Origin of the sequence: Streptomyces iakyrus, assembly GCF_000717055.1 — a bacterium.
GTDB classification, from domain to species: domain Bacteria; phylum Actinomycetota; class Actinomycetes; order Streptomycetales; family Streptomycetaceae; genus Streptomyces; species Streptomyces iakyrus.
This window is the reverse complement of the sequence record NZ_JNXI01000004.1, coordinates 505,646-531,169: the sequence shown is the minus strand read 5'-3', so window position 1 is coordinate 531,169 and position 25,524 is coordinate 505,646. Positions and strand designations below refer to the sequence as shown.

Genomic DNA, 25,524 nt, shown 5'->3' with positions numbered 1-25,524 from the left:
GAGCGCCCTCCGTACAAGATCCGGGAGCTTGAGGCATGAGCGTGCAGCGGTATCCCCTGGCCGGGGTCACGGTGGTCAGTCTGGAGCAGGCCGTGGCGGCGCCCTACGCCACCCGGCAGCTCGCCGACCTCGGCGCCCGGGTGATCAAGGTGGAACGGCCGGGCGGCGGCGACTTCGCCCGCCGGTACGACACGACGGTGCACGGCCACTCCAGCTATTTCGTCTGGCTCAACCGCTCCAAGGAGTCCCTCACCCTCGACCTGAAGGACCCCCGCGGCCACGAGATCCTGCACGACCTCCTCGACGGCGCCGACGTCTTCGTGCAGAACCTCGCCCCGGGCGCCGCCGCCCGCCTCGGGCTGGACGCCGCCACCGTCACCGGCCGGCGCCCGAACCTGATCCCGTGCACGATCTCCGGCTACGGCACGACCGGCCCGTGGTCCGACCGCAAGGCCTACGACCTGCTCGTGCAGTGCCAGACCGGGCTGGTGTCGCTGACCGGCACCCCCGAGGGGACCGCCCGGACCGGGATCTCCGTCGCCGACATCGCCGCCGGCATGTACGCCTACAGCGGCGTCCTCACCGCGCTGTACACCCGTGCCACGACCGGCGAGGCGCACCCCGTGGAGGTGTCCCTGTTCGAGGCGCTGGCGGAGTGGATGGGCCAGCCCGCGTACTACACCCGGCACGGCGGCACCCAGCCCCCGCGGCTCGGCACCCAGCACGCCACCATCGCGCCGTACGGGACGTACACCGCCGCCGACGGCCGGGAGGTGCTGTTCTCCATCCAGAACGAGCGGGAATGGGTGGCCCTGTGCGCCGAGTTCCTCGGCCGTCCGGAGCTGGTGGACGATCCGCGGTTCGCCACCGGCTCCGACCGTGTCGCCCACCGCGAGGAGCTGAACACCGTCGTCGCCGAGCGGTTCGCCCGCTCCGGCTCGGACGAGATCCTGAAGGACCTGGAGCGCATCGGCATCGCCTGCGCGGGGGTCAACGACGTCGCTGCCTTCCTGGACCACCCCGTACTGGCCGCCCGTGGCCGCTGGAGCGAGGTCGGGGTGCCGGGCGCCACCGTGGAGGCGCTGCTCCCGCCCGCCGACCTCGCGGGCCTGCCCGCGCGCATGGACCCCGTGCCTGCGGTGGGTGAGCACACCGATGCGATCCTGGCCGAACTGGGCCGCACCGCCGAGGAGGTGGCGGCCCTCCGCGCGGACGGCGTCGTCTGAGAGCAGGCCCTCCCCGGTCGTCTAGCCGGCCTCGGCGGCCGGCCGGTCCGCGTCCTGGGCTTCCTTGGCCTCCTCGGCCGCCTGCTTGCGCGAGGCGCGCAGGCTCGTGAACGTCGTCACCGCCAGGACCAGCACGATGAAGCTCAGCGAGAACGGGATGCCGATCTCGGGGACGTGGACACCCGACTCGTGCAGGGCGTGCAGCACCAGCTTCACGCCGATGAAGCCCAGGATGATCGACAGGCCGTAGGAGAGGTGGACCAGCTTCTTCAGCAGGCCGCCGATGAGGAAGTACAGCTGGCGCAGGCCCATGAGGGCGAAGGCGTTCGCGGTGAACACGATGTACGGGTCCTGCGTCAGGCCGTAGATGGCGGGGATGGAGTCGAGGGCGAAGAGCACGTCGGTGGAGCCGATCGCGAGCATCACGACCAGCATCGGCGTCATGACGCGCTTGCCGTTCTCGGTGATGAACAGCTTCGTGCCGTGGTAGCGGTCTGCCACGCCGAAGCGCTGCTCCGCCATCTTCAGCAGCTTGTTCTCCTGGTACTCCTCCTCGTGGTCCTGCGTGCGGGCGTCCTGGACCAGCTTCCAGGCGGTCCAGATCAGGAACGCGCCGAAGAGGTAGAAGACCCAGGAGAAGGCGGAGATGATCGCCGCGCCCGCCGCGATGAACACCGCCCGCAGCACCAGGGCCATCAGGACGCCGATCATCAGCACCCGCTGCTGGTACTGCGTGGGCACCGCGAACTTGCCCATGATCAGGACGAAGACGAAGAGGTTGTCGACGCTGAGCGACTTCTCGGTGATGTACCCGGCGAAGAACTCGCCCGTGGGCCCGCCCCCACCGAAGTACCACAGCCCGACCCCGAAGAGGACCGCCAGGACGACCCACACCACCGTCCATGTCCCGGCTTCCTTGATGGACACGTCGTGCGGCTTGCGGCCGACGAAGAAGTCGACGGCGACGAGCACGCACAGGGCCGCCACGGTCAGCAGCCACACGGACAGCGAGACGCTCACTTGTTGCTCCTGATGCAGGTGTGGGGAAGGGAATCCTCGTCCGGCGTGGCTGATTCCCGCCACTCCTGCCAGGTGAACAGTTGGTCAAAGCTGCACGTGCAGCGCCTCCAGGACGTCCTGGTCCGTCAGTTGCCCGAAGTCCTCGTACCAGAGGCCCACGGCCATGAACGCGGCCGGCCTGTGCAGGCAGATCACCTCGTCCGCCTCGGCGCGCATCAGGTCGGCCCCCTCCGGGGAGCAGACGGGCGCGGCCAGGATCACTCGTGCCGGTTCCTGCCGGCGTACGAAGCGCAGTGCGGCGCGTGCCGTGGAGCCGGTCGCCAGGCCGTCATCGACGACGATCACGGTCCGTCCGCGCAGGTCCGGGGCGGGCCGGCCCTGCCGGTACAACCGCTCGCGGCGCCGCAGTTCGGCGCGCTCCCGCTCGATGACGCCGGCGAGGGCGGCCTCCCCGATGCCGAGGAGGCGCAGGGCGTCCTCGTCGAGGAGCGGCACCTCGTCCCCGGCCATCGCGCCGACGCCGAGTTCCTCCTGGTGGGGAGCTCCGATCTTGCGTACGACGAGCACGTCGAGCGGGGCGCCCAGTGCGGCGGCGACCTCGCGCGCCACGGCGACGCCGCCGCGGGGCAGGGCGAGGACGAGGGGATCGGGCAGGGCCCCCTCGCGCTGCCTGGCCCGCAGTGTTTCGGCCAGTTCCGCACCGGCCTGCCGGCGATCACGGAACAGCATGACGGTCACCTCTGCTTCCCGCACGAAAGAGGGCCCTCGGCCGGTCCGGCTCCCGCGTACCCCCGTGTCCGCCGGACGATGCACACCGGCCGGTCACCGGCCTTCGGCGGTCCGTACCTGCTCGTCGCACCACTGCCGGGCGGTCTCGGTGACGTCGTCGAGGGCGCCCGGTTCCTCGAACAGGTGGGTGGCGCCGGGCACCACGTGGAGGGCGGGCGGCGTGGGCAGCCGCCGCGCGGCCTCCTCGTTGAGCCGCAGCACGTGCGTGTCCCGGCCGCCCACGATCAGCAGCACGGGGGCCCGTACGGCGTCCAGGGCGTCACCCGCCAGGTCGGGCCGTCCGCCGCGCGAGACGACCGCCCGTACCCGGGCGGGCCGTTGGGCGGCGGCGACCAGGGCCGCGCCCGCGCCGGTGCTGGCGCCGAACAGGACGACGGGCAGGCCGGAGGTGCCGGGTTCCCGCGCCAGCCAGTCGAGGGCGGCCACCAGCCGGTGGCCCAGCAGGGGGATGTCGAAGCGGAGTTCGGCGGTGCGGGCGTCGAGCCGTTCCTCCTCCTCGGTGAGCAGGTCGATCAGCAGGGTGCCGAGCCCGGCGGTGCGCAGGCCGGCGGCGACCTCGCGGTTGCGGGGGCTGTGCCGGGAGCTGCCGCTGCCGTGTGCGAACAGCACGACCGCGCGGGCGTCCGGCGGCACGGTCAGATCGCCGGTGAGGACCGCGCGGCCCGCGGGCAGGGTGACCGTCCGGGAGATCATCGTCAGCCTCCTCTCCCCCGGTTCCCGGGGTACCCCCACCGCGGTGGACGTCCCATGGCGTGATCTGTGGGATGCGTGTCGTTGACGCCGTACGGCGGGCCGGTGGAGCGTGAGGAGCGTGACCGATCGCCGTATCGTCTTCGTCGTCTTCGACGGTTTCCAGCCGCTCGACCTCACCGGACCGCACGAGGTGTTCCACAGTGCGGGCGGGTACACCTGCGACGTCGTGGCGCCCCGGGCGGGGCCGGTCCGGTCGGTGAGCGGGCTGCTCGTGCACGCCGGGCACGGCGTCGCGGACCTCGATCCGGCCGGGACGGACACCCTCGTGGTGGTCGGCGGCCGGGGCGTCGACCGGGCTCGCGAGGACACGGAGCTGATCGCGTGGGTCGCCGCCGCGGCGGCCGGTGCCCGGCGGGTGGCCTCGGTGTGCAGCGGGGTGTTCCTGCTGGCCGCCGCGGGGCTGCTGGACGGGCGGCGGGTCACCACGCACTGGGCCCGTGAGGGGCAGCTGGCCCGGGAGCATCCCGAGGTGCGCGTGGACTGCGATCCGATCTTCGTCCGGGACGGGCGGGTGTGGACGTCGGCCGGGGTGACGGCCGGGATGGATCTGGCGCTCGCCCTGGTGGAGGACGACCTGGGCCGGGACGTCGCGCACGAGGTGGCCCGCCGGCTGGTGCTGTTCCTGCGCCGGCCGGGCGGTCAGTCGCAGTTCAGTGTGGCGCTGTGGTCGCGGCAGCCGGCGACGGACCCGGTGCGGGCCGCGGTCACCGCGATCCACGCCGATCCGGGGGCCCGGCACGACATCGCCGGCCTCGCCGCGCACGCCGGGCTGAGCCCGCGTCATCTGCAGCGCCGCTTCACCGCCGAGATGGGCGCGCCGCCGGCGGCGTACGTCGAGCGGGTGCGCGTCGAGGCGGCGCAGCGCGCCCTCACGGACGGGGACGAGCCGGTGGAGGCCATCGCCCGCCGCTGCGGCTTCGCCACGGCCGAGACCCTGCGCCGCACGTTCCACCGGCGGCTCGGCGTGGCGCCGTCGGACTACCGCGCCCGGTTCCGCTCCACCGCGGGACCCCGAGAACCTGAGGAAGGACGAACCGCATGACGACCTACGGCCTGCTGGTCTTCGAGGACGCCGAGGAGCTCGACTTCGTGGGGCCCTGGGAGGTGTTCACCGTCTCGGCCCGGCTCCGCGAGGCCGGCGACACGGCGGTGCTGGTCGGCGAGCACCCAGGGCCGGTGCGCTGCAACAAGGGGCTGCGCGTCCTGCCCGACCACACCTTCGACGACCACCCGCCGCTGGACGTGCTGCATGTGCCGGGCGGGCTGGGCGCGCGCGAGGGCCAGCTCCACAACCCGGCCGTGACCGGCTGGATCGGGAGAACGGCGGAGCGGGCCGCGTGGGTGCACGGCGTGTGCACCGGCACGTTCCTGCTGCATGCCGCCGGGCCCGCCCGGGGCCGCCGGGTGGCCACGCACTGGAGCCAGGAGGACACCCTGGAGGCGCGCGGGGACGTGACGGTGGTCCGGGACGTCCGCTACGTCGTGGACGGGAACCTGGTCACGAGCCAGGGCGTCTCGGCGGGAATCGACAGTGCGTTGTGGCTGGTCGGACGGTTGCACGGCCGGGAGCACGCGCGGGCCGTACGGCGCTATATCCAGTACGACCCGGCGCCGCCGTACCTCGCGGACGAGCCCGTCTGATCGCAACACGCGGGCGGGGCCGCATGGGAGGGCGAGCCTCGGGCAGGCGATGTTCATGGGCGGTGACACGGGCGACGGCGGGCAAGGGCGGCAGCCGGGCGAGTGCGGGCACCGGGCGGTGCCGCACCCGGGCGACATCCGGATCGAGGCGTGGGCGGCGTGCAGAGAGCATTGTCTGGCTGAGGCCGTCCTGGCGATGGTGGACGGCTTCGCGGACGTCACCGGGGTGCGGCCCACCGCCGTGGACCGGGTGCGGCTGCCCGCGGCCAGCGACGACGACCTGCTCGCCGCGCTGCTGGACGAGGTCATCTACCGGCTGGAGGCCTACGGTCAGGTGCCCGTGGACGTGGAGGCGGACGAGGCCGACGGCGGCCTGGACGTCCGGCTGGCCGTCACCGGCATCGCGGACGTGGAGATCACCGGGGCGGTTCCGGTGGCGGTGGCGTGGGACCGGCTGCGGATGGGGCCGGACCCGTACGGGTGGTCGTGTGCGGTGACGGTGGACGCCTGACCTACCGTGGAGGGATGGGCGGCGGCGTCGTGACGCTGTTCCTGTGCGGTGATGTGATGCTCGGGCGCGGCGTCGACCAGATCCTCCCGCATCCCGGTGATCCGGCACTGCGCGAGGCGTACGCCGAGGACGCCCGGGCCTATGTCCGGCTGGCGGAGTCGGCGCACGGCCCGGTGCCGGCGCCCGTGGCCCCGTCGTGGCCGTGGGGCGAAGCGCTGCGGGTGCTGGACGAAGCCGCCCCGGACGCCCGGATCGTGAACCTGGAGACGTCGGTGACGGGCAGCGGCACGTTCGCGCCCGGCAAGGAGATCCACTACCGGATGCACCCGTCGAACCTGCCGGCGCTGGCCGTGGCCCGGCCCGACGTGACGGTCCTCGCCAACAACCACGTCCTGGACTTCGGCCGCCCGGGTCTGCTGGAGACCCTGGACGTGCTGGCCCGGGCGGGGCTGCGGACGGCGGGCGCGGGACGGAACGCCGGCCAGGCGTACGCACCCGCGGTGATCCCGCTACCGGACGGCCGGCGGCTGCGGGTGTTCGCCCTCGGGGCGCACTCCAGCGGCATCCCGTCCGGCTGGGCGGCGACCGCGGACCGGCCGGGTGTGGCCTACCTGCCCGGCTTCTCGGGCACCGCCGCCGAGGCCGCGGTCCGGCGCCTCGGAGGGGCCGGCGGCCTCACGGTCGTGTCCGTGCACTGGGGCTCGAACTGGGGCTACCGCGTCCCGCGCGAGCAGATCCGTTTCGCACACGCGCTGGTGGACGGTGGTGCCGACGTCGTCCACGGGCACTCCTCGCACCACCCCCGGCCGCTGGAGGTGTACCGGGGCCGGCTGATCCTCTACGGCTGCGGCGACTTCGTCGACGACTACGAGGGCATCTCCGGATACGAGGAGTACCGCGACGACCTGCGGCTCGCCTTCCTCGTGTCGGTCGAGCCGGACAGCGGGCGGCTGGCCGGGCTGCGCATGGTGCCGTTCCGGGCGCGGCGGATGCGGCTGGAGCCCGCGTCCGGGGAGGACCGCGCCTGGCTGCGCGCCACGCTGGACCGGATCAGCGGTGGGGTGGGGGTGGAGCAGGCGGCCGACGGTTCGCTGGTCCTCGCCGCGCCGGCCGCGTGACGCGGGGGCGTGGGAGGCCAGCTGGGCCTGGGAGATCAGCCCGCCCACGCCACCAGCCGATCGCGGCTCTCCGGCTCCCGCAGCCGGGCGAGTGACTCCTTTTCGAGCTGACGCACCCGCTCACGGGTCAGGCCGACGTGCCGTGCGACCTCGCTGAGCGTGCGGGTGTGCCCGTCGTGCAGTCCGTAGCGCAGGCTGAGGATCATGGCCTCGCGGGGCGCGAGGGTGCCGACAGCCTCGCGGAGTTCCTCGGCGAGCGCCCGGAACTCGGCCACCTCCGGGGCCTGGAGCACCTCGGTGTCGGCGATGAGGTCCCCGACGACGGTCTGGCCCGACTCGTCCACGGGCGTGTCCAGGCTGACGGCGTCCCGCCCGACGTGGCGCAGCCATTCGATCCTGTCCTCGGCGAGGCCGCTCTCCCGGGCCACCTCCCCGGCCCCCGGCTCACGCCCCAGGTCGAGGCGCAGCCGCCGCTCGACCTTGGCGATCTTCTGGAGCTGCTCCACGACGTGCATCGGGAGCCGGACGGAGCGCGCGTGCGCCGCGAGACCCCGCTCGATCGCCTGGCGGATCCACCAGGTCGCGTACGTGGAGAACTTGAAGCCCTTGGTGTGGTCAAACTTCTCCACGGCCCGGATCAGCCCCAGGTTGCCCTCCTGGATGACGTCCAGCAGGGGCAGACCACGGTGGGCGTGCCGTTTCGCCATCGACACCACGAGCCGCAGGTTGGCCCGGACCATGTGGTCCTTGGCCTCCTGTCCGTCCCGGACGGCCTCCTCCAGGTTCCGGCGCGCCTGTGGTGTGAGGTCGTGGTCCCCTGCGTCGGCCGGGTCCAGCCGCTCCAGTGCCCGCAGGCCGGTCTCCATCCGCCGGGCGAGCCGTACCTCTTCCTCGGCGGTGAGCAGTGGCGTCGCCGAGATCTGTGCGAGGTACTGGCCGAGGAGGTCCGGCTCCTCGTCGGGCTCGGGGATGCGGCTGCGCAGCCGGGCGGTGCGGACCGGGGCGCGCCGGTCCTCGCGGACCCTCGCCTCGGGGTCTTCTGCCAGGGGAGACATCGTCGGGTTTCCTCCCTCCCCCGCCTTGTTCCGGCTCGCCCGGGCGGGTACCCGGGGGAACCGGTCCGAACCGTGTGCCCCGGGGTCTCCGGGGGTACCCCGGGGCGCATGACCGGCATCGAACTGAGCAGCAACGCGTTCAACAACCACTCCTTCATCGCGCGCCGGCACGCGTACGAGGGACCGAACGTCTCTCCGCCGCTGGCCTGGAGCGGTGTCCCGGACGACGCGGCCGAACTGGTCCTGCTGTGCGAGGATCCCGACGCCCCGTCGGGCACCTTCGCGCACTGGGTCGTGGTCGGCATCGACCCGCCCAGTGACGGCGTCGAGGCCGGGCAGAGCCCGCCGGGCGGCACGGAACTCGTCAACGGCTACGGGCAGCACGGCTGGGGCGGCCCCCATCCGCCGCCGGGTGACGACGCCCACCACTACTTCTTCCGGCTCTACGCGCTGTCCGAACCGTGCGTCCTGCCCGACGCGCCGCGCGCGGACCAGGTGCACGAGGAGGTCGAGAAGCACCGCCTCGCGGACGGGACGCTGGTGGGCCTGTACCAGCGCTGAGGCCGCACCCTCCGCGCCACAACGGTTGGTTGTGGCGCGGGTGCCGAACGGTTGTTTGCCCGGCCCCCTGCTTCTCGCTTGGATGACTCCCGGACAACGCCGGGTTGTCCGGGAGAGCGGGGAGTGCGCCGGGTATGGCGGGCAGACGGTCGCTGGGGCGGCGGTTCGGATGGCTGTGGGGCGCGTACGCGGTCAGCACGGCCGGCACCTGGCTCGCGTTCGACGCGTTCGCCCTGATCGCGGTCCTCGCCCTGGACGCCGGACCGGCGCAGGTGTCGCTGCTGGCGGCGGCGGGCCCGGCGGTCGGCGCCGCGGTGTCGGTACCCCTCGGGCCGTGGGTGGAGGTCCGCCGCAAACGGCCGGTGATGATGGCGACGGACCTGGTCCGGTGCGCGGTGCTGCTGAGCATCCCCGTGGCGTTCGCGCTCGGCCGGCTGAGCTTCGGCCAGTTGCTGCTGGTGTCGGTGGCCGTCGCGGCGGCCGACATCACCTTCAACGCGGCGGCCGGAGCGTTCCTGAAGGATCTGCTGCCGCGGCAGGACCTGCTCGTGGCGAACGGACGGTTCGAGGCGACGACCTGGACCGCCAGCATGGTCGGTCCGCCGCTGGGCGGAGCCGCGATCAGCCTGTTCGGCCCGGTGACGACGGTGGTGGCCGACGCGGTGAGCTATCTGCTGTCGGCGGCCGGCATCCGGGCGGTCGGCGACGCCGGGCAGCATCCGGCACCACCGGAACCCGCCGTGACGAGGGCCCGCGACCTGCTGGAGGGCTGGCGCCACATCCTGGCCGATCCGGCACTGCGCCCGCTGTTCCTCAACACGCTGCTGGTCAACTCCCTGATCATGGCGGCGTCTCCGCCGCTGCTGATCCTGATGGTCGACGACCTGCGCTTCGCCCCCTGGCAGTACGCCCTCGCCTTCGCGGTGCCCTGCACCGGCGGCCTGCTCGGCTCCCGCCTGGCCCCGCGCCTCGTCGCCCGCCACGGCCGGCACCGGGTCCTGGTCACCGCGGGGGCGCTGCGGGCCTGCTGGCCGATCGGCCTGGCCTTCACCGGCCCCGGCACGCCCGGCCTGGTCCTGGTCATGCTGGTCGAGTTCGGCCTGATCACCTGCTGCGCGGTCTACAACCCGGTCCTCGCAACACACCGCCTCGACCGCACGCCCGCGGGCCGGGTCACGCGCACCCTCGCCGCCTGGTCGGCCACCGGCAAGGCCACCACCGCGACGACGACCGCCCTGTGGGGCGTACTGGCCGCCCGGGCCGGTCCCCGCACGGCCATCGTGCTGGCCGGTGCCCTGCTCCTCGTCACGCCGCTGCTGCTCCCCCGCCGGGACGACACCACGGAGGCCGGCGAGGAACCGGCCTCCGTGGCAGTGCGGCCTGAAAGCGGCTGACCGGACCGGGGCCGGGGTCAGACCGCCCCGGGCACGTCCTCCGTGACGCCGTTCAGCTCGGAGTCCGGGTCGGTGCCGTACGGGCGGGTGAGAATCTCCAGGCCGTGGCCCGCCGGGTCGAGGAAGTAGACGCCCCGGCCGCCGTCGTTGCGGTTGATGCGGCGGGGGTGGGTGCCGTGCGGGTCGGCCTGGATGGGGACGCGGGCCTTGACGAGACGGTCCAGCGCCTCGTCGAACTCGTCCTCGGAGACGAGGAACGCGTAGTGCTGCACGGGGATGTCGGCATCGATGGTGGCGAAGTCCAGAGTGACGCCGTTGGCGGTCGTCACGGGCAGGAACACGCCGGCCGGTGCGCCGACCTCCAGTCCCAGGATGTCTGAGAGGAAGTGAGCGGACTTCTCCCGGTCACGGGACAGGACGATGGTGTGGTTGAGCTCGACTGACACGGTTGAATGCCTCCACGGGCATCTCCGCGGCGCCTCCATGCCTCACCCGGACGGTGACCGGCACGCGATGCCGCGCGACGGATCGTAGACAGGGACCGCGCCGGCCGTCGAGCGGTTTCCGGCCGTGCCTCGCCACCGTCCGGACACGCCTGCGGCGGACCACCGCGCATCCGGTGGTCCGCCGCTGGCGTGTGGGCCGTGGTGCGGCTCAGTACCAGGCGGTGTTCACCAGGTCGTGGCCGTCGCACGAGAGCACGGCGCGCGAGACGCGGCCGTTGAGGTTGTTGCCCATCTGCGTGTAGGCGTAGTTGATGCCGGAGTCCACCGTCTCGGAGACCCAGCCGTCGTTGCGGCCCGTGCCGTTGTTGGAACGCTGCAGTACGGCCGCGCAGCCGGGCCGGGAGTTCTCGATCCGGGCGAACGAGCCGCACTTGTCGGAGTAGAAGTACTTCAGTGCCATGCCTTCGAAGTACTTGGTGGCTCCGATCTGCCGGAACGTGCCCGAGCAGAACGAGGTGGTGGGGTACTGGCCCTCCTGCCCGTAGAGCCCGTAGTTGCCGCCCGAGAACGCCTGGGCGTGGGCGGAGGCCGGAAGGAGCGCCATCACCGCGGCGGCGCCCCCCGCGGCCAGCAGTGTCGTGAGTGATCGGCGGCTCATGAGCCCTCTTTCGTTTTCGTGTGCCGTGGGGTGGTCGGGTCGTGCGCGGCGGCCGGCCCCCGTGCCGGCCGCCGCCCGCTGTCGTGACCGTAAGGGTCGTCACCCCACCACCGACACCTGACATCTATCAGGATCGAAGCCGAAGCCGCAGGTCGCCCGCTCCCCGGTTGCCCTGACATCCGTCAGGAGCGCCCGCCCCGCCCGGGCTCATACCGTTGCCGCGGGCCGAGGTCCCGTCGGACAACCGGGCCATCCAGGAAGGGCAACCATGCGCATGCTCCTGCGCGGCGCCGCCGCGCTCGCGGCCGTCGTCACGGTCGCGGCACTCACGAGCGGTGCCGCGGCACACCCCCGGACGGAAGGGGCGGCCGGCGCCATCAAGAGCTCCGCAGCGGCCCAGATTCCGCCCGGTGTCACCGCCGGCGTCGCCGTCTTCGACCGCCAGACCGGCACGTTCACCGAACAGGTCAACGACAGTGCGCAGTTCCGGTCGGCGTCGGTCGTCAAACTTCTGCTGGCGCTGGACTTCCTGTGGGACCGGGGGCCCGACTACGTCATCCCCGCGGCCGACCGTGCCCGGCTGGAATCGATGCTGCGCGGCAGCGACGACGACGCCGCGAACCACTACTGGTCGACGTACGGCGGCTCCGCGATCATCAAGCGGATGCTCGACCGGCCCGAGGTCGGTCTGCGAGACACGGTGGCACCGCCCGCCGAGTACCCGGGGTTCTGGGGCTACACGGCCATGTCCGCCCGGGACACGGTGGCCGTCTACCGGTACATCCTGGAGAAGGCACCCGCGCCCGTCCGCACCTTCATCATGGACAACCTGAGCCGCTCCACCCGTTGTTCGGCCACCGACCACTTCGACCAGCACTTCGGCATCGCCGGGTCGTTCGACCGGCCCTGGGCGGTCAAGCAGGGCTGGTCCGGGAAGTTCGCCAAGGGCACGTGCGGCTCCCAGGCGACGCCCGCGGAGACGGCCGCGCAGACGGCCGCCGCTCCCCGTGCGGCCGCCGTAGACCTCACCCGCCCCGCGCTGCACACCACCGGCACGGTGGGCGCGAACGACCGCACGATCGTGGCCGTACTGACCCTGCACGCGACCGGCACGACGTACGGCAAGGCCTACACCGACATCGGCCGGCTGACCCGCTCGCTGAACGTGCCGGGCGGGGTACGGCCCTCCGGGACCTGGTTCGGCACCTGGGGGGAACTCGTCAACGTCCGCAGGGGACCGGCCACGGGCGACGAGCGGATCACCCGGCTCCCCGCCGGTGTCGAGGTGCTGGTCGGCTGCCAGACCCGGGGCGAGGTGGTCAGTGTGCCGCCCTACACCAACGACTGGTGGGCCTATCTGCCCCAGTACGGGGGCTACATCTCCAACATCTACATCAGCTCGCCGGACAACCGGCTGCCGAACGTCCCGGAGTGCGGCTCGCCGCGGCCGTGACGGGAACGGGGGACGAGCGGTGGGCGGGGCTGCGGCTCCGTCCACCGCTCGCGTTCGTGCCGCTCAGCCCTCGTACTCGGCGAGGTAGCGCATCACCTTGTCCACGTGCGGCCGCACCCGCTCCGGCACGCCCCGCTCCTCGATGACCGTGCGGTCACTGGTGCGGTAGCCGGCCGCGACGAGCGCGGGCAGGTCCTTCTTCGGCAGCCCCGCCTGCTTGAAGCGCTGGTCGAGCCAGCACACGTACAGGCTCATGGTGGAGATCGCGTCCGGTGGCGACATGTGGTCCTTGTCGCCGTCGCCGTCCCCGTCGACGGCCCACGCCCGGAACACCGACGGTGTCCACATGGCGATGCCGTACTCCTCGCTCTCCGGGCGGGAGGCCTTGGGGTCGAAGTCGCTCTCCGCCTTGATCAGCGCGGCGAGCAGGGCGGGCGTGATCTCCTCGTCTGTGCAGCGGTGGGCCGCGCGGGCGATGACGGGGCGCAGCGCCTCGGGTACGTCGGAGTTCTCGGGGATCTCACCGGCGAGCGGGCTGGGTGTACCGGTGACCGTGGGGGTGCCCCTGTCGCGTTCGTCGTCCTGGGTGAGGCCGCCTTCGCCTCCGCCACCGAGCAGTGCCGCCCCGGCGGCCGCGGCGGCGGTCAGGACGACGAGCCCGGCTGCGAGAACGGGCATCCGTCTTCGGCGGCGGTGCGGACCGGCGGTGACGGCCTCGACCCGGGCGGCGACGCTGCCGGCCGTGTGCGGGAGCCGGGCGGCGTGGTCCGGGGCCAGGCAGTCGGCGATCAGGCGGCGCATGTCCTCGTCGAGGCCGGCGTCGAGCCGCAGGGGCGCGGTGCCGCGTGCGTAGGTCTGGGCGACGAGCGAGCGGGCCCGGGCCGTCGCGCCCGGGAAGGGGTGGAGTCCGCCGGTGAGGACCTGGTGGGCGAGGACGCCGAAGGCCCAGATGTCGGCGGTGGGCCGGACGACGGCGCCCTGGGTGCCGGTGCGCTGGGACCACCACTCGGGCGGCAGGTGGTCGAGGGTGCCGAGCGGCGGCAAGTGGGCGTGGGTGCCGTCGAGTTCGGCGGCGAGACCGAAGTCGGCCAGCCACACCTCGCCGTCGGGGCCCAGCAGCACGTTGGCGGGTTTGAGGTCGCCGTGCACCCAGCCGGCGTCGTGCATGTGGGCCAGTCCGGCGGCGACTCCGCGCAGGACGCGGTCGGCGTCCGCGATCGGCCCGCCCGTCCCGGCGGCGTCCAGTACGTCTTTCAGGCTGGCCTCGGCCCGGTCCATGACCAGCGCGATGGCGCCGTCCAGGGCGGGCAGTTCCGGCACCTCGACGGTGCACACGGCGTGGGTGCGGACGAGGTGGGGGTGGTCGGCCTCCGCGCTGAACCGGACCTCGCGCGCCACGAGTTCACCGAGCGCCGCGCGCTGCCCGGGCCCCAGGGCTCCGGTCGGGAGCACCTTCACGGCGACGGGCGAGCCGTCGGTGACCGTCCGGGCCTCGTACACGGTTCCCCAGCCGCCGGAGCCGATGACCGCGCCCACTTCCCAGCCCTCGATGCGGAAGCCCTCCGGCAGCCCAGGCGGGCGGGGCGCTTCCAGTTCGTCGTCCCGTTCCTCGGGCGTCGTCATGCGCGGGCCTCCTGCTGGTCGGTGAGGCGGGCCGCACCGCGGGGCGGCAGCAGGCCGAGGTGCTCCTCACCGACCAGACCAAAGCGCAGGGCGACGGAGGCGAGCCGGGTGCGCTTGGCGCCGGTGCGGCCGCCGTCGGCCGCGGTCGCCGCTTCCTCGCCGAGGTCCAGGCGCAGTTTGGCGAAGGCCAGGTAGTCGATGTGGTAGTTGACCGCGGAGCGGGTCAGGTCCCGGCAGGACTCCAGGGGCCGCAGCCGCTCCACGATCTGGCCGACGCCGGGCAGTGCCGCGTCGGAGGGGTCGCGCAGGCGGGGTTCGCACAGGGCGACCAGGACGAGGAAGTACTTCGACGTCGGGTCCAGGGCGAAGGGGTGGACGGTCTGTTCGCCGCCGCCGGGGACCGACTGCTCGCCGAGATAGGCGTGCTGGGGTGCGAACACCTTGAAGGTGGCGGTGCCGGACAGAGCGGGCAGCACCACACGGGAGAACTCGAAGGGCACGGGCGCCCCGAGCCGCCCGGGTGCGACGGTGAGGTACTCGCCCGCCCCCTCCAGGTTCTCCACCACGTACGACACGCTGCGGCTGAAGTTGGACAGCCGCCAGTAGTCGCCCGCTGCTTCCAGTTGCCCGGCCCGGCGGGAGATTCCGGGGTCGGTGAGCACGATACGCACTCCCGCTCCGCCGCGTCCGAAGTCCGCGATGTCCCCCGGTCCCAGGTGGATCAGTTCGGGACTGCCCGTCTCCTCCGCACCCCACTGGGTGGTGCCGGGCAACTGCACGATGATCGTTTCCACGCGGACTCCCCCGCTGATGTCGCCCCCGATTTGGTCGCGAGGATTGTACGGTCGGCTTCCGCTTGCCGCGGAGCCGGCGGGGCCGCCTCGGGGGGCGGTTTCCCGGCGCTGCGCGACGAGCTCGGAGACGGTCGTACGGGTCCTCACGGTTCCGGTCCTGCGGGGCGGCTGCGCGCGGCCACCGGTTACCGGCGGCCGCGTGCCCTCAGCCGAGGCAGATGACCAGCAGGCAGAGTTCCTTGGGCTTGGTGTCCGAGGGAGACGTCTCGGGCGGAGTGCTCGCCGCGGGCGGGGGTGTCGAGGGGGACGTCGGCTGCTGCGCGTCCGAGCCCGACCCGGCGGCCGGCGCCGTCGCCGGCTCGGTGGCGTCCGACGCGGCGGAAGCGGCGTCGCCGGTGGCCGTGTCGACGGTGTCGGTGACGGTCTTGCGCCGGGGCGGGGTCGTCAGCGGCAGCTCGCGGGGCGCGGCGGCCGCGTCCGTCCGCGTGCCGGCCGGCGCGGTGCGGGGGTCGGCGGCCCGGGACTGCTGGTGACGCGAGGCCCGGTCGGCGCGCGACGGAGCGGTGGGGGTGGCCTCGGAGCGGGGGGTGTCGGCCTGCCTGGAGGTCGGTTCGGCATACGTGGGCGCCTCTCCCACGGAGCCGCCCATGGTCGTGTCCTGCGGCGTCGTGGCCGCCTGCACGCCGGGCTTGGCGTTCCCGTTCATCGCGGCGACGGTCAGTCCGCCTCCGACGAGCGCGACCGCCGTCGCGACCACGGCCCGGCGCTGGTTCTTCTTCCAGCGGGCCAGCTGGCGACGCCGGGCCGCCCGCCCCTGCGGCCGGGCCTTGAAGCCTTCGGCCGTGTCGGCGGCCGTGTCCGTGTCCGTGTCCGGGGAGTCGTACGCGTCGGACGGGCCGGAGCCGGGGCCCTCCTGCGCACGCGCGCGGGTCTCGTCCCACAGGGTGCCGTCGTGCCAGGTTCCGGTGGCGGCCGGGTACTCCCACGTGGCCGGTCCGCCCGGGGCCGTGACGGGCGCGGGGGCCGGGCCGGGCCGGTCTTCGACGGCACGGGGGTCGATGTCCGGGGCGTAGGCGCCGCACCCCGGGCAGACCAGGGCGCCGTTGAGGTGCCGACGGCACGACGAGCAGTAGTCCATGTGTGGTTTTCCCGATCTGGCTGTTCCGGCGGCTCGCCGGCCGCGGCCTGGTCACGTTCGCACGTGGGATCGAGCCGTAACGCTAACGAGACTTTGGAAGGGCGGTGTGCAGCCTGTGTGATACCCCTGCACAGATCCTCTGGATCTCGCGTGTGCCCCACGTGACCCGCGAATAAAGGGGACGAGGAGTGGGAACGCTCGGGCACTCACCGTGACGGCGCGCCCTCTCCGCCCGCGCTCATCCTCAACTCCCCTGGTTTTCCTGCGAACTGACGCACAACCCTTTGCATGCCCCGAGGGTCACACCATGCAGGAGCAACCACCTCGAAGAGTTGCAAGGGGGAAATATGCGATTCACCCGTTCCGTCCTGGCCGCATCCGCCGCGGCGGCGCTGTCGGTGGGAACCATGACCGCCCTGGCGTCGCCGGCCTCAGCGGCGCCCAACACCACACCGCAGAAGGTCTGCGGGAGCAGCTACAAGACGGTCAACAAGGCGACCGTCGGCTCGCTGGGGACCGTCTACCTGACCTACAACGCCTCCAACGGCAAGAACTGCGTCGCGACCATCCGCAACAACCCCGGCACGGCCGTGAACATGTCCGCCTGGATCTACGTGCCGGACACCGAGGAGAGCCACTACGACGAGGGCCTGTTCACGTCGTACGCCGGACCGGCGTACGCCTACGGCAAGGGCCACTGCGTCGACTGGGGCGGCAGCATCGCCAACACGTACGTGCAGGTGTACGGCTCCAACTGCGGTTCCCTGAAGGAGCACCGGGTCACCTTCACCCGCTGACCCCCTCCAGCCGGGCCATCACATCCCCCTGCCGCGCTTCGCGGCGGCTGTGGTGGCCCGGCCTTCTGCACGCCGCCGGGTGCGGCGGCATCAAGCCAAGGCCGCGTCGCGCCTTCCGGGTTGGCCGCCCCGCCCCTATCCTCGTGCGCCGATGTTACCGACGGTAAGGGGTAGAGATGAGCGGCACCACGCGCAGAAGATTCCTGGGTACCGCCGCGGCCACCGGCGGGCTCGCCCTCGGGACGGCTCAGCGGGCCTCGGCCGAGAACGCCGCGGTGGCACAGAGCGTGGCCGTACTGGGCGGGGGCGTCGCAGGGCTCACGGCCGCACACGAACTCGCCGAACGCGGCTTCCGGGTCACGGTCTACGAGCGCAAGGCGCTGGGCGGCAAGGCCCGCAGCATGGACGTACCGGGCAGCGGCACGGGCGGGCGCCGCCCCCTGCCCGGGGAGCACGGCTTCCGTTTCATCCCCGGCATCTACCACAACCTGCCCGACACCATGCGGCGCATCCCGTTCCCCGGCAACCCGGGCGGCGTCCACGACAACCTCGTCGCCCCCAAGGAGATGCTGTTCGCCCGGTCGGGCGGCCGTGAGGACATCCGGATACCGCTCCCCTGGCCCGGCAACACCCCGGCCGAACTCACCCCCGACGAGATCCGCCGCGCCTTCACCTCCGTCCTGGACACGGCCTTCAACCTCCCCCTCCACGAGGCCCTCTACTTCGCCAACCGCTTCCTGGTCTTCCTCACGAGCTGCGACGAGCGCCGTGACGAGGTGTGGGAGCGGACGCCGTGGTGGGATTTCGTACGGGCCGGACGGATGTCCTACGACTACCAGCGGATCCTCGCCGTCGGCATCACCCGCAACATCGCGGCCACCAAGGCGGAGGAGGCCAGCACCCGTACGGTCGCCACCCTGCTGGAGGCCTTCGCCTTCAATCTCCTCGGTCGGGGCGCGGACGGACCACTGGACCGGATCCTCAACGCGCCCACCAACGAGGCCTGGATCGACCCCTGGGTGACGTACCTGGAGTCACTCGGGGTCGAGTTCCGCGTCGGCTGGACCGTGCGGGACCTGACCCTGGGCGGGGGTGTGATCGCCGGGGCCGTGGTGGAGGACCCCCAGGGCACGCGCCGGACGGTCACCGCCGACCACTACATCTCGGCGATGCCGGTCGAGCACGCCCGCCGCACCTGGAACTCCGCCGTACGCGCCGCGGACCCCCAGCTGGCCGCGTGTGACCGGCTGGAGACGGACTGGATGACCGGCATCCAGTTCTATCTGACCGAACGCACGCCGATCCTGCACGGCCACCTGGACCTCATCGACTCCCCGTGGTCGCTGACCGCGATCGCCCAGGCCCAGCACTGGCCGGGCCACGACTTCCCGGCCGACTTCGGCGACGGCACGGTCGCGGACTGCCTGTCCGTGGACGTCTCCGAGTGGGACCGCCCGGGCATCCTGTACGGCAAGACGGCCAAGCAGTGCACCCGTACCGAAGTCGCCCGCGAGGTGTGGGCGCAGTTGAAGGCGGCGCTCAACGACAGCGGCCGTACGGTCCTGAAGGACTCCGTGCTGCACTCCTGGTTCCTCGATCCGGCCGTGGACGGACTGGGCACTCCGCACCCGGTCAACGAGGAGCAACTGCTGATCCATCCGGTGGGGACCTTCCACCACCGCCCGCGGTCGGCCACGAGGATCCCCAACCTCTTCCTGGCCGGCGACTACGTGGCCGTGCCCATCGACCTGGCCACCATGGAGGGCGCCAACTCCTCGGCCCGCCAGGCCGTCAACGCCCTCCTGGAAGAGACCGGCTCGACCGCCGAGCGTTGCACGGTCACCCCCTTGTACCGGGCCCCCGAGCTGGAGGCGTTCAAGCGGCACGACCGCACCCGGTACCGCCTCCGCCTGCCGAACGTCTTCGACGTCGGCTGAGCCGTGACATCGCGCAGCCCGAGGCCCTCATCAGGCCCTCGAACGCCTCCTGCCGGCGGGCAGGGTCTACGCTGTGACCTGCGGCCATCGCATGATCTTCAGTTGTCACACACCGAATGATCAACGGTGGCCGCACCGTCTCCACAGCGCGTCAGGGTCGCGCGGCGTCCGTCTGCCGTCCGGTGTCAGGAGGACATGTGCAACGTGGCGAAGTCTGGTGGGTCGAGTTCGACGAGCGGCGGCTGGTCGTACTGCTGTCGGGAGACGACGCGTCCGGGATCCGGGTGATGCAGGTCGTCGCTCCGGCGGGCGTCGACATCAGCGGTCTGGGCGTCGAAGTGGAGGTGGGCGCCATGGAAGGACTGCCCTTCGAAGGCGTGCTGCGGTTCGCGTTCCCGCGTCCGGGCCTTACCCCTTGCACGTGGCTGACCACCGTGTCCCGGGACGACCTGATCGAGCGGGCGGGCGCCCTGTCCTCAACGAAGCTCAGCGAGATCGGGGATGCCCTCCGACTCGGTGAACAGGAGAAGGAGTGGACCTCGGCGACGACCGCGAAGCTCAGCGAGATGAGGGACGCCCTCCGTCTCGGCGGACCCGCGTAGGCAGCGAGGTGCACCTCGGTGGTCAGTCCGCCGCCTGGTCCCGCGTCTCGGCGACCACTTCCCACCGCCCCGCGTCCGGCGCGAAAGGTACAGGTCAAGCCCAGGCCGTCACCGGCACGAACGAACTGTCCTGCCGGAACAGGTCCGTTCCGTCGGAGCGCTCCACGCGGAGCTGGTAGGCGTAGTGCCGCAGGTAGCGACCTGGGTAGTTGTACGACTCGAAGCGGACGGAACCCGATGCCGTACCGGCCCGGAGGATGAACGTGGCGTCCTTGGCGAAGGTGCTCGTGCCGTCGTTCGGGTCGAAGCGGGCGCGGAAGTCCCAGTGGCGCAGGTAGTTCCCGGCGGCGTCGCGGAAGGAGCAGCCGCTGCCGTCGGCGAGGCCTGCGACGACCGTGAAGGTGGCTGCCTGCTTCTCGGCGGTGGTGCTGGAGGCGCTGACCACAGGCAGGTTGAGCAGTGAGGACTGCTGCTGCCAGTAGCGGGTGGAGTAGTTGGCCGAGCGGAACGAGCGTGTGACGTTCCGGGACAGGGCCGGCCCGCCCGTGACCGTCTCCTTGACGACCGTGAAGTGCCGTGCCGTGCCCGAGATCGCGGGCAGTACGGCCGGGGCCGACCAGGTGGCGAAGGTGTCGTAGCTGTCGCTGTAGTAGTAGGAGCCGTCGCCGTAGCCGTCGAAGAAGATGCGCCAGCCGCCGTTGTCGAGCCGGACCAGAGCGGGGCCTTCGCGGTAGCTGCCCCAGCCCGCCCAGTCGCCGGTCCGGCGGATCGTGTACGGGCCGGTGAGGTTCGAGGCGGTGGCGTACTCGATGTACTTCGTCGTCTCGTTCTTCGGGAAGGCGTGGTACGTGGAGCCGATCTTCACGATGAACGTGTCGATGTGGTTGGCGCCGATGCCGGACAGGGCGACGGGTGAACTCCACGCCGTCAGGGCCGAGTTCGTGGCCCGCAGCAGGTACGGCGTGAAGATCCACTCGTCGTTCGTGGTGGAGCAGGACACGATGATGCTCACGCTGCCGTCGCTGTCGACGAACCACTCGGGCGCCCAGGCGCGGGAGAGACCCGCGATGGGGACGGTGTAGTCGTACAGGAACGTCCAGTTGACGCGGTCGGAGCTGCGGGCGAATCCGATGGTCGTGCTGGGGTCCTGCCAGGTGTGGGTGGTGTAGGTGACGTAGTAGTAGCCGTCGGTGTGCCGGATGACACTGGCGTCGCGGATCCGGTTCGCGGGCGGGGTGTACGCGGAGGAGCGCAGCAGCCGGAAGTCGGTGGCGTCGTCCGACTGGTAGACGTCGACCGTGCCGTCGTTGCTGTCGAGGAACGGCACGATGGTGTAGCGGGTGGCCGAGCCGTTCGGGGGTGCGGCGGCAAGGGCGGTGCCGAGCAGTCCGGGTGTCTCGCCGAGCAGGACCGCCGAGGCGGGCAGGGCGGCCAGGGCGCGCAGCAGGGTGCGGCGGGACGGGGCGGCGGGGTGTGAGGTCACGGACGGCTCTCCCTGGGACACCTGGATGAGGAAGTTCGATATGCCGAACAAGGTTCGGACCATCGACCGACGTCGGGGGCTCAGAACGTAAGGGCGACGGGGCGGGCCGTCAATGGTTTGAACAGGGGCCGATGCGCCCCGTGAGGAAGACGTGGCCGGTGGGTGAACTTACACTCCTGTCGTCGGCATTCCGCCCCCGGCCGCCGGACGTTACCGTTCGGTAGACAGCCGATTCCGGAGGTGTCCGTATGGTGCTCGACCGTTCCGAAGGCCTGGCGGAGACCGCCCGCGCGCTGGCCGCCGGGGAGGTGACGTCGCGGGCGCTGGTCGAGCGGACGCTCGCGCGGATCGAGGCGTCCCAGGAGAGCCTCAACGCCTTCCGGATCGTCCGTGCCGAGGCCGCGCTCGCGGAGGCCGACGCCGCGGACCGGCAGCTGGCGTCCCCGGGCGCGCGGAAGCCGTTGCTCGGCGTCCCCGTCGCCGTGAAGGACGACATGGACGTGGCCGGTGAGCCGACCGCGTTCGGCTGCTGCGGGGAGTTCCCGCCGGTCGCCGAGGACGGCGAGGCCGTGCGGCGGCTGCGCGCGGCCGGGGCCGTGATCATCGGCAAGACCAACACCTGCGAGTTCGGGCAGTGGCCCTTCACCGAGGGGCCCGCCTTCGGCGCCACCCGTAATCCGTGGAGCACCGAGCACACGCCCGGCGGTTCCTCGGGCGGATCGGCCGCCGCGGTCGCCGCCGGTCTGGTGCCCGCCGCGCTGGGCTCGGACGGTGCCGGGTCGGTGCGGATCCCGGCCGCCTGGACCCATCTGGTCGGGATCAAGCCACAGCGCGGCAGGATCTCGACCTGGCCGCGCGGGGAGTCCTTCCAGGGCATCACCGTCAACGGCACCCTGGCCCGCACGGTCGCCGACGCGGCCCTGCTGCTGGACGCGGCGAGCGGCAACCACGCCCAGGACCCGCACCAGCCCCCGCACCTCGACGTGTCCAGGGCTGTCGGCCGCGACCCCGGGCGGCTGCGCATCGCGCTCTCCCTCAAGCCGCCCTTCACGGCGGTGCCCGCCCGGCTCCTGCCCGAGGTGCGGACCCGGGTCGTCGAACTGGCCGAACGGCTCGCCGCGCTGGGGCACTTCGTCGAGGAGGCGGATCCGCCGTACGGGCAGATCGGGCTGACCTTCGTGCCGCGCGCCACGGCCGGGATCGCCGAGCGGGTGGGCGAGGCGCCCTTCCCCGCGCTGCTCGACCGGCGCACCCGGGACGCCGCCCGGCTGGGCCGGCTGCTCGGCGGTGCCCCGCTGCGGGCGGCCCGGCGTGCGGAGAGCGCGCTGCACCGGCGTATCGGCTCCTTCTTCACCTCCTACGACGTCGTGCTCGCGCCGACGACCGCCGCTCCTCCGCCCCGGATCGGCGCCCTGCTCGAACTCAGCGGGTTCGCCACCGACCGGGCGATGATCGCGGCCTGCCCGTACGCCTGGCCGTGGAACGTGCTGGGCTGGCCCGGGGTCAACGTGCCGGCCGGGTTCACGCCGGACGGCCTGCCGGTCGGCGCGCAGTTGCTTGGCCCGGCCAACAGCGAGCCGCTGCTCGTGCAAGTGGCCGCCCAGCTGGAGGCGGAGCTGCGCTGGGCCGAGAAATGGCCGTCGCCGCCGGTCACGGCACGTTCCGCCGCCGCCTGAGCGACCGTACGCTGCCCTCATGGCGGACGCGTCGATGGTCGGGCTCATGGGGCGGGTCACCGGAACGGTCGGGCCCGGGCTGGTCGGTGAGGTGATCGTCCGGGTGCGCGGGGGTGCCGAGCACTTCCTCGCCCACCCGGCTTCCGCGGCGGATCGCATCGAGACGGGCACGGTCGTGATGGTGGTCGAGTACCTGCCCCCGAGAACCGTCTACGTCGCGGCTGCGTACGACAGTTGAGCCCGCTGCGACGCAGGTGAGAGCCGTACGCGTCAAGCTTCGGCCAAGGATGCGCAGGTGTCTGTACCGGGGCTCCGCCGAGGAGCACACTCCCCTTCGTTCGGTGCCGAGAGGGCACCATGCAGAGGGGGCGCATGCCGATGGTCGTCGGCGTCGTTGTGGGGGCGGCGGTTGCCGCCGTCCTCGTGCTGATCGGTGTTCAAGCTCATGTGGCGGGTCGCCGAACCCAACGAGGCACTGATCATCTCGGGGTCCAAGCACCGAACGGAGGGCCTTGAGGAGGGCATGGGCTCACCAGGCAGACGCGGGCCGCGTGCGGCACCGAGATGGAGAAGCTGGGCCTGATCGTGGACTCGTTGCAGATCCACGAGATCGAGGACCCGACCGGGTACATCCGGAACCTCGCCATGCCGCACGCGGCGGCCGTGCAGCGCGACGCGCGCATCGCACAGGCGGAGGCCAACCGGCTGGCCACCGAGGCCGAGCAGCAGTCGTTCGCCCGGATGGCGGAGGCGACCCGGGACAGCGAGATCCTCCAGGCCGGCTACCAGGCGGAGCGCGACAAGGCGGCCGCCAAGGCCCGGCAGGCGGGGCCGCTCGCCGAGGCCGGTGCCCGGCAGGAGGTCGTCGTCCAGGAGACGCGGGTGGCGGAGCTGGAGGCGCACCGGCGCGAGCAGCAACTCCAGGCGGACGTCCGCAAACCCGCCGACGCGGCGGCCTACGAGACCCGCACGCTGGCCGAGGCCGACCGCGACGCGCGGATCTCGTCGGCGCAGGCGCAGGCGCGGGAGACGGAGCTCGCGGCGGCGGCCGAGGCGACCCGGGTCAAGGCGGCCGCGGGCGCCGAGGCCGAGGCGACCAAGGCGCGGGGCGAGGCGGCCGCGCAGGCGACCCGGGCCACCGGTGAGGCCGAGGCGGCGGCGGCGCGGGCCAGGGGGCTGGCCGAGGCCGAGGCGGCCAAGGCGAAGGGCCTCGCGGACGCGGAGGCCATCAAGGCCCGTGCCGCCGCCTTGGCCAAGAACCAGGAGGCCGTCGTCGCCCGGCAACTCGCCGAGAACTGGCCGGAGATCGTGAAAGCCGGCGCGTCCGCCTTCGGCAACGTCGACAACATGGTGCTGCTCAACGGCGCCGACGGCATGGCCGACCTGTTCGCCAAGGCGCTGACCATGCGCGGGACGGGGCTGGGCCTCGCCCGTCAGCTGCTCGCGTCGATGGACCGGGGCGGGCAGGCGCCGCAGGACGCCTCCGCCCTCAACGGGCAGGCGCGGAAGGTGCCGCTGGACGACAAGTGACCCGGGCGGCGTGCTCGCGGGGGCTGCCTCTAAGGTGCCCCCCGTGAGCACGTTTGCCGACGAGAACGTCCCCGGCCGTCATGGCCCCTCCGCCACCGTCCAGGCCGACCCGCGCGAGGTGGGCCGGGTGCGGACGGAGTACTCCCCCGCGCACGACGGCGACCCCGACCCCGGGGAGATCGTCTGGACGTGGGTGCCCTACGAGGAGAACGACGGCCGCGGCAAGGACCGCCCGGTACTGGTGGTCGCCCGCGAGCCGGGCGGCACGTTCCTGGCCGTGCAATTGTCCAGCAAGCGGCACGACGGCGACCGGGAGTGGGTGCCGATCGGCAGCGGGCCGTGGGACCGGACGGGCCGGGACTCGTGGGTCGACGTGGACCGGGTGCTGCGCCTGCACGAGTCCGGCATGCGCCGGGAGGCCTGCGCCCTGGACCGCATGCGGTTCAACCTGGTCAGACGCCGCCTGCAGGAGCGCTACGGCTGGAGCTGAACGTCGTCTCGAAGGCGCCCAGTACCGCGCGGTCCCGGGTGCGGTCCAGGATTCCGAACGTCACGTGCTCGAAGGCCCCGGCGAAGCGGCCGTCCGGCCCCAGCAGGGCCCGGAACGCCTCCGCCACCTGCGCGGGGTCGTTGCGGAAGACCCCGCAGCCCCAGGCGCCGAGGACGAGCCGGCGGTAGCCGTGGGCGGCGGCCGTCTCCAGGACGCGCTCGGCGCGGACCGCGAGGGCCCGCGGCAGTTCGCCGGCCCGTTCGGGCGCCGTGCGCAGCACCACGCCCGCGTTGGGCGCGGGCGAGGTCAGGAATCCGGCAATCCAGGGCTCGGCCAGCAGGGCACCCCGGTCGTCGCGGAAGACGGGCACGGCCGGTGAGTGGATGACACGGTCCGTATAGAACGGGTCGCGGTGGGCCCGGTGGTGGTCGTAGAACGCGCGGGCCTGAAGGAGGCACGTGTACAGCGCGGAGGCCCGGCACAGGGCCTCCTCCTGGGCCTGGGCGCCGTTCAGATAGCCGCCGCCGGGATTCCTGGCCGAGGCGAAGTTCAGCACAGCCACGCGCCCGCCGAGCCTGCGGGCGGCCGCCAGGCTGCTCTCGTCGGTGACCTCCAGCAGCGTCTCCCGCGCCCCGGTCACCCGATCGGCGGGCACCGGCACCGGTTCGGGCCCGTACAGGCACGTGCCCTCGCGCGCCGCCCGTAGCTCCTCCGCGATCGAGACCTCGCGCCCGTCCGGCGCGCGGTAGCACCCGGCGGCGACGATCTGCTCGGTCTGCTGCGCGATACCGCGCAGGCGCGTGCTCACGGCGCCACCCCCGTACGCGCC

25 protein-coding genes and 1 pseudogene are annotated in these 25,524 nt (G+C 72.7%); 15 read left to right on the top strand and 11 right to left on the bottom strand.

Annotation, left to right across the window (positions count from 1 at the left end; all coding sequences use genetic code 11):
• The first annotated feature begins 35 nt into the window (after positions 1 to 35).
• Complete coding sequence (locus OO68_RS10505) at positions 36 to 1,226, top strand: CaiB/BaiF CoA transferase family protein (RefSeq protein ID WP_033307935.1); 1,191 nt, start codon at positions 36 to 38, stop codon at positions 1,224 to 1,226.
• Between the two features lie 21 nt (positions 1,227 to 1,247).
• On the opposite strand, the gene OO68_RS10500 is transcribed toward OO68_RS10505, so the two are convergent.
• The 3 genes from OO68_RS10500 to OO68_RS10490 all read right to left on the bottom strand — a co-directional run bounded on the left by OO68_RS10500 (position 1,248) and on the right by OO68_RS10490 (position 3,728).
• Positions 1,248 to 2,246, bottom strand: a complete 999-nt coding sequence (locus OO68_RS10500; protein ID WP_033307934.1) for a TerC family protein — start codon at positions 2,244 to 2,246, stop codon at positions 1,248 to 1,250.
• An 84-nt stretch (positions 2,247 to 2,330) separates the two neighbouring features.
• Positions 2,331 to 2,975, bottom strand: coding sequence for a phosphoribosyltransferase (locus OO68_RS10495; RefSeq protein ID WP_033308032.1), 645 nt, complete (start codon positions 2,973 to 2,975; stop codon positions 2,331 to 2,333).
• A 93-nt stretch (positions 2,976 to 3,068) separates the two neighbouring features.
• Positions 3,069 to 3,728: a dienelactone hydrolase family protein gene (locus OO68_RS10490; RefSeq protein ID WP_033307933.1), complete on the bottom strand. Its 660-nt coding sequence runs from the start codon at positions 3,726 to 3,728 to the stop codon at positions 3,069 to 3,071.
• Between the two features lie 118 nt (positions 3,729 to 3,846).
• Here OO68_RS10490 and OO68_RS10485 point away from each other — a divergent pair, with 118 nt between their 5' ends.
• The 4 genes from OO68_RS10485 to OO68_RS10470 are packed head-to-tail and all read left to right on the top strand — an operon-like array spanning position 3,847 to position 7,058.
• Entirely contained in the window at positions 3,847 to 4,830 is a 984-nt protein-coding gene (locus OO68_RS10485; protein ID WP_033307932.1) for a GlxA family transcriptional regulator, read from the top strand.
• The gene (locus tag OO68_RS10480; RefSeq protein WP_033307931.1) at positions 4,827 to 5,429 is read left to right on the top strand and encodes a DJ-1/PfpI family protein; all 603 of its coding nucleotides are present in this window, start codon (positions 4,827 to 4,829) and stop codon (positions 5,427 to 5,429) included. Before OO68_RS10485 ends, OO68_RS10480 begins: the two co-directional genes overlap by 4 nt.
• A 55-nt stretch (positions 5,430 to 5,484) precedes the next feature.
• Positions 5,485 to 5,940: an archease gene (locus OO68_RS10475; RefSeq protein WP_033308031.1), complete on the top strand. Its 456-nt coding sequence runs from the start codon at positions 5,485 to 5,487 to the stop codon at positions 5,938 to 5,940.
• Between the two features lie 14 nt (positions 5,941 to 5,954).
• Entirely contained in the window at positions 5,955 to 7,058 is a 1,104-nt protein-coding gene (locus OO68_RS10470; protein WP_051814573.1) for a CapA family protein, read from the top strand.
• A gap of 35 nt (positions 7,059 to 7,093) precedes the next feature.
• Here OO68_RS10470 and OO68_RS10465 read toward each other — a convergent pair whose 3' ends face one another.
• Positions 7,094 to 8,113, bottom strand: a complete 1,020-nt coding sequence (locus OO68_RS10465; protein WP_033307930.1) for a sigma-70 family RNA polymerase sigma factor — start codon at positions 8,111 to 8,113, stop codon at positions 7,094 to 7,096.
• Positions 8,114 to 8,221: 108 nt separating this feature from the next.
• Here OO68_RS10465 and OO68_RS10460 point away from each other — a divergent pair, with 108 nt between their 5' ends.
• Positions 8,222 to 8,674: a YbhB/YbcL family Raf kinase inhibitor-like protein gene (locus OO68_RS10460; RefSeq protein WP_033307929.1), complete on the top strand. Its 453-nt coding sequence runs from the start codon at positions 8,222 to 8,224 to the stop codon at positions 8,672 to 8,674.
• Positions 8,675 to 8,808: 134 nt separating this feature from the next.
• A complete protein-coding gene (locus tag OO68_RS10455; RefSeq protein WP_033307928.1) occupies positions 8,809 to 10,068 on the top strand; it encodes an MFS transporter in 1,260 nt (419 codons plus the stop codon).
• 17 nt (positions 10,069 to 10,085) lie between these two features.
• Here the strand turns inward: OO68_RS10455 and OO68_RS10450 are convergent, their stop codons facing one another.
• Together OO68_RS10450 and OO68_RS10445 are read right to left on the bottom strand one after the other, a co-directional pair.
• On the bottom strand, positions 10,086 to 10,514 hold the full coding sequence (locus OO68_RS10450; protein ID WP_033307927.1) for a VOC family protein: 429 nt from the start codon (positions 10,512 to 10,514) through the stop codon (positions 10,086 to 10,088).
• A 208-nt stretch (positions 10,515 to 10,722) separates the two neighbouring features.
• Positions 10,723 to 11,172: a hypothetical protein gene (locus OO68_RS10445; RefSeq protein WP_033307926.1), complete on the bottom strand. Its 450-nt coding sequence runs from the start codon at positions 11,170 to 11,172 to the stop codon at positions 10,723 to 10,725.
• 268 nt (positions 11,173 to 11,440) lie between these two features.
• Between OO68_RS10445 and OO68_RS10440 the strand changes: the two genes are divergently transcribed.
• On the top strand, positions 11,441 to 12,625 hold the full coding sequence (locus tag OO68_RS10440) for a hypothetical protein (RefSeq protein ID WP_033307925.1): 1,185 nt from the start codon (positions 11,441 to 11,443) through the stop codon (positions 12,623 to 12,625).
• Between the two features lie 63 nt (positions 12,626 to 12,688).
• On the opposite strand, the gene OO68_RS10435 is transcribed toward OO68_RS10440, so the two are convergent.
• From OO68_RS10435 to OO68_RS46230, 3 genes are all read right to left on the bottom strand, one after another.
• Positions 12,689 to 14,248: a protein kinase domain-containing protein gene (locus tag OO68_RS10435; protein WP_033307924.1), complete on the bottom strand. Its 1,560-nt coding sequence runs from the start codon at positions 14,246 to 14,248 to the stop codon at positions 12,689 to 12,691.
• Positions 14,245 to 15,042 carry a hypothetical protein gene (locus OO68_RS10430; protein ID WP_033307923.1) on the bottom strand — a complete coding sequence of 266 codons (798 nt, stop codon included), beginning with the start codon at positions 15,040 to 15,042 and terminating at the stop codon, positions 14,245 to 14,247. The genes OO68_RS10435 and OO68_RS10430 overlap by 4 nt, the downstream gene beginning before the upstream one ends.
• 205 nt (positions 15,043 to 15,247) lie before the next feature.
• On the bottom strand, positions 15,248 to 16,180 hold the full coding sequence (locus OO68_RS46230; protein ID WP_033307922.1) for an SCO2400 family protein: 933 nt from the start codon (positions 16,178 to 16,180) through the stop codon (positions 15,248 to 15,250).
• Positions 16,181 to 16,527: 347 nt separating this feature from the next.
• On the opposite strand from OO68_RS46230, the gene OO68_RS10420 reads away from it, so the two are divergent.
• The 3 genes from OO68_RS10420 (at position 16,528) to OO68_RS10410 (ending at position 19,516) form a co-directional block, all read left to right on the top strand.
• On the top strand, positions 16,528 to 16,977 hold the full coding sequence (locus tag OO68_RS10420) for a hypothetical protein (RefSeq protein ID WP_033307921.1): 450 nt from the start codon (positions 16,528 to 16,530) through the stop codon (positions 16,975 to 16,977).
• 176 nt (positions 16,978 to 17,153) lie between these two features.
• Positions 17,154 to 18,914, top strand: coding sequence for a hydroxysqualene dehydroxylase (locus OO68_RS10415; protein WP_033307920.1), 1,761 nt, complete (start codon positions 17,154 to 17,156; stop codon positions 18,912 to 18,914).
• Positions 18,915 to 19,111: 197 nt separating this feature from the next.
• Entirely contained in the window at positions 19,112 to 19,516 is a 405-nt protein-coding gene (locus OO68_RS10410; protein WP_033307919.1) for a putative type II toxin-antitoxin system PemK/MazF family toxin, read from the top strand.
• Between the two features lie 94 nt (positions 19,517 to 19,610).
• On the opposite strand, the gene OO68_RS10405 is transcribed toward OO68_RS10410, so the two are convergent.
• Positions 19,611 to 20,999 (bottom strand): glycoside hydrolase family 43 protein, encoded by a 1,389-nt coding sequence (locus tag OO68_RS10405; RefSeq protein WP_033308029.1) that lies wholly within the window; start codon positions 20,997 to 20,999, stop codon positions 19,611 to 19,613.
• Between the two features lie 248 nt (positions 21,000 to 21,247).
• On the opposite strand from OO68_RS10405, the gene OO68_RS10400 reads away from it, so the two are divergent.
• The 4 genes and pseudogenes from OO68_RS10400 (at position 21,248) to OO68_RS10385 (ending at position 24,695) form a co-directional block, all read left to right on the top strand.
• Positions 21,248 to 22,675 (top strand): amidase, encoded by a 1,428-nt coding sequence (locus tag OO68_RS10400; protein ID WP_033307918.1) that lies wholly within the window; start codon positions 21,248 to 21,250, stop codon positions 22,673 to 22,675.
• 19 nt (positions 22,676 to 22,694) lie between these two features.
• Entirely contained in the window at positions 22,695 to 22,913 is a 219-nt protein-coding gene (locus OO68_RS10395; RefSeq protein ID WP_033307917.1) for an NfeD C-terminal domain-containing protein, read from the top strand.
• A gap of 134 nt (positions 22,914 to 23,047) precedes the next feature.
• Positions 23,048 to 24,205 (top strand): annotated as a pseudogene (locus tag OO68_RS42210) (flotillin domain-containing protein).
• Positions 24,206 to 24,248: 43 nt separating this feature from the next.
• Positions 24,249 to 24,695, top strand: a complete 447-nt coding sequence (locus OO68_RS10385) for a type II toxin-antitoxin system PemK/MazF family toxin (RefSeq protein ID WP_033307916.1) — start codon at positions 24,249 to 24,251, stop codon at positions 24,693 to 24,695.
• On the opposite strand, the gene OO68_RS10380 is transcribed toward OO68_RS10385, so the two are convergent.
• Positions 24,658 to 25,503, bottom strand: a complete 846-nt coding sequence (locus OO68_RS10380; protein ID WP_033307915.1) for a TIGR02452 family protein — start codon at positions 25,501 to 25,503, stop codon at positions 24,658 to 24,660. The genes OO68_RS10385 and OO68_RS10380 overlap by 38 nt on opposite strands.
• Between the last annotated feature and the right edge of the window lie 21 nt (positions 25,504 to 25,524).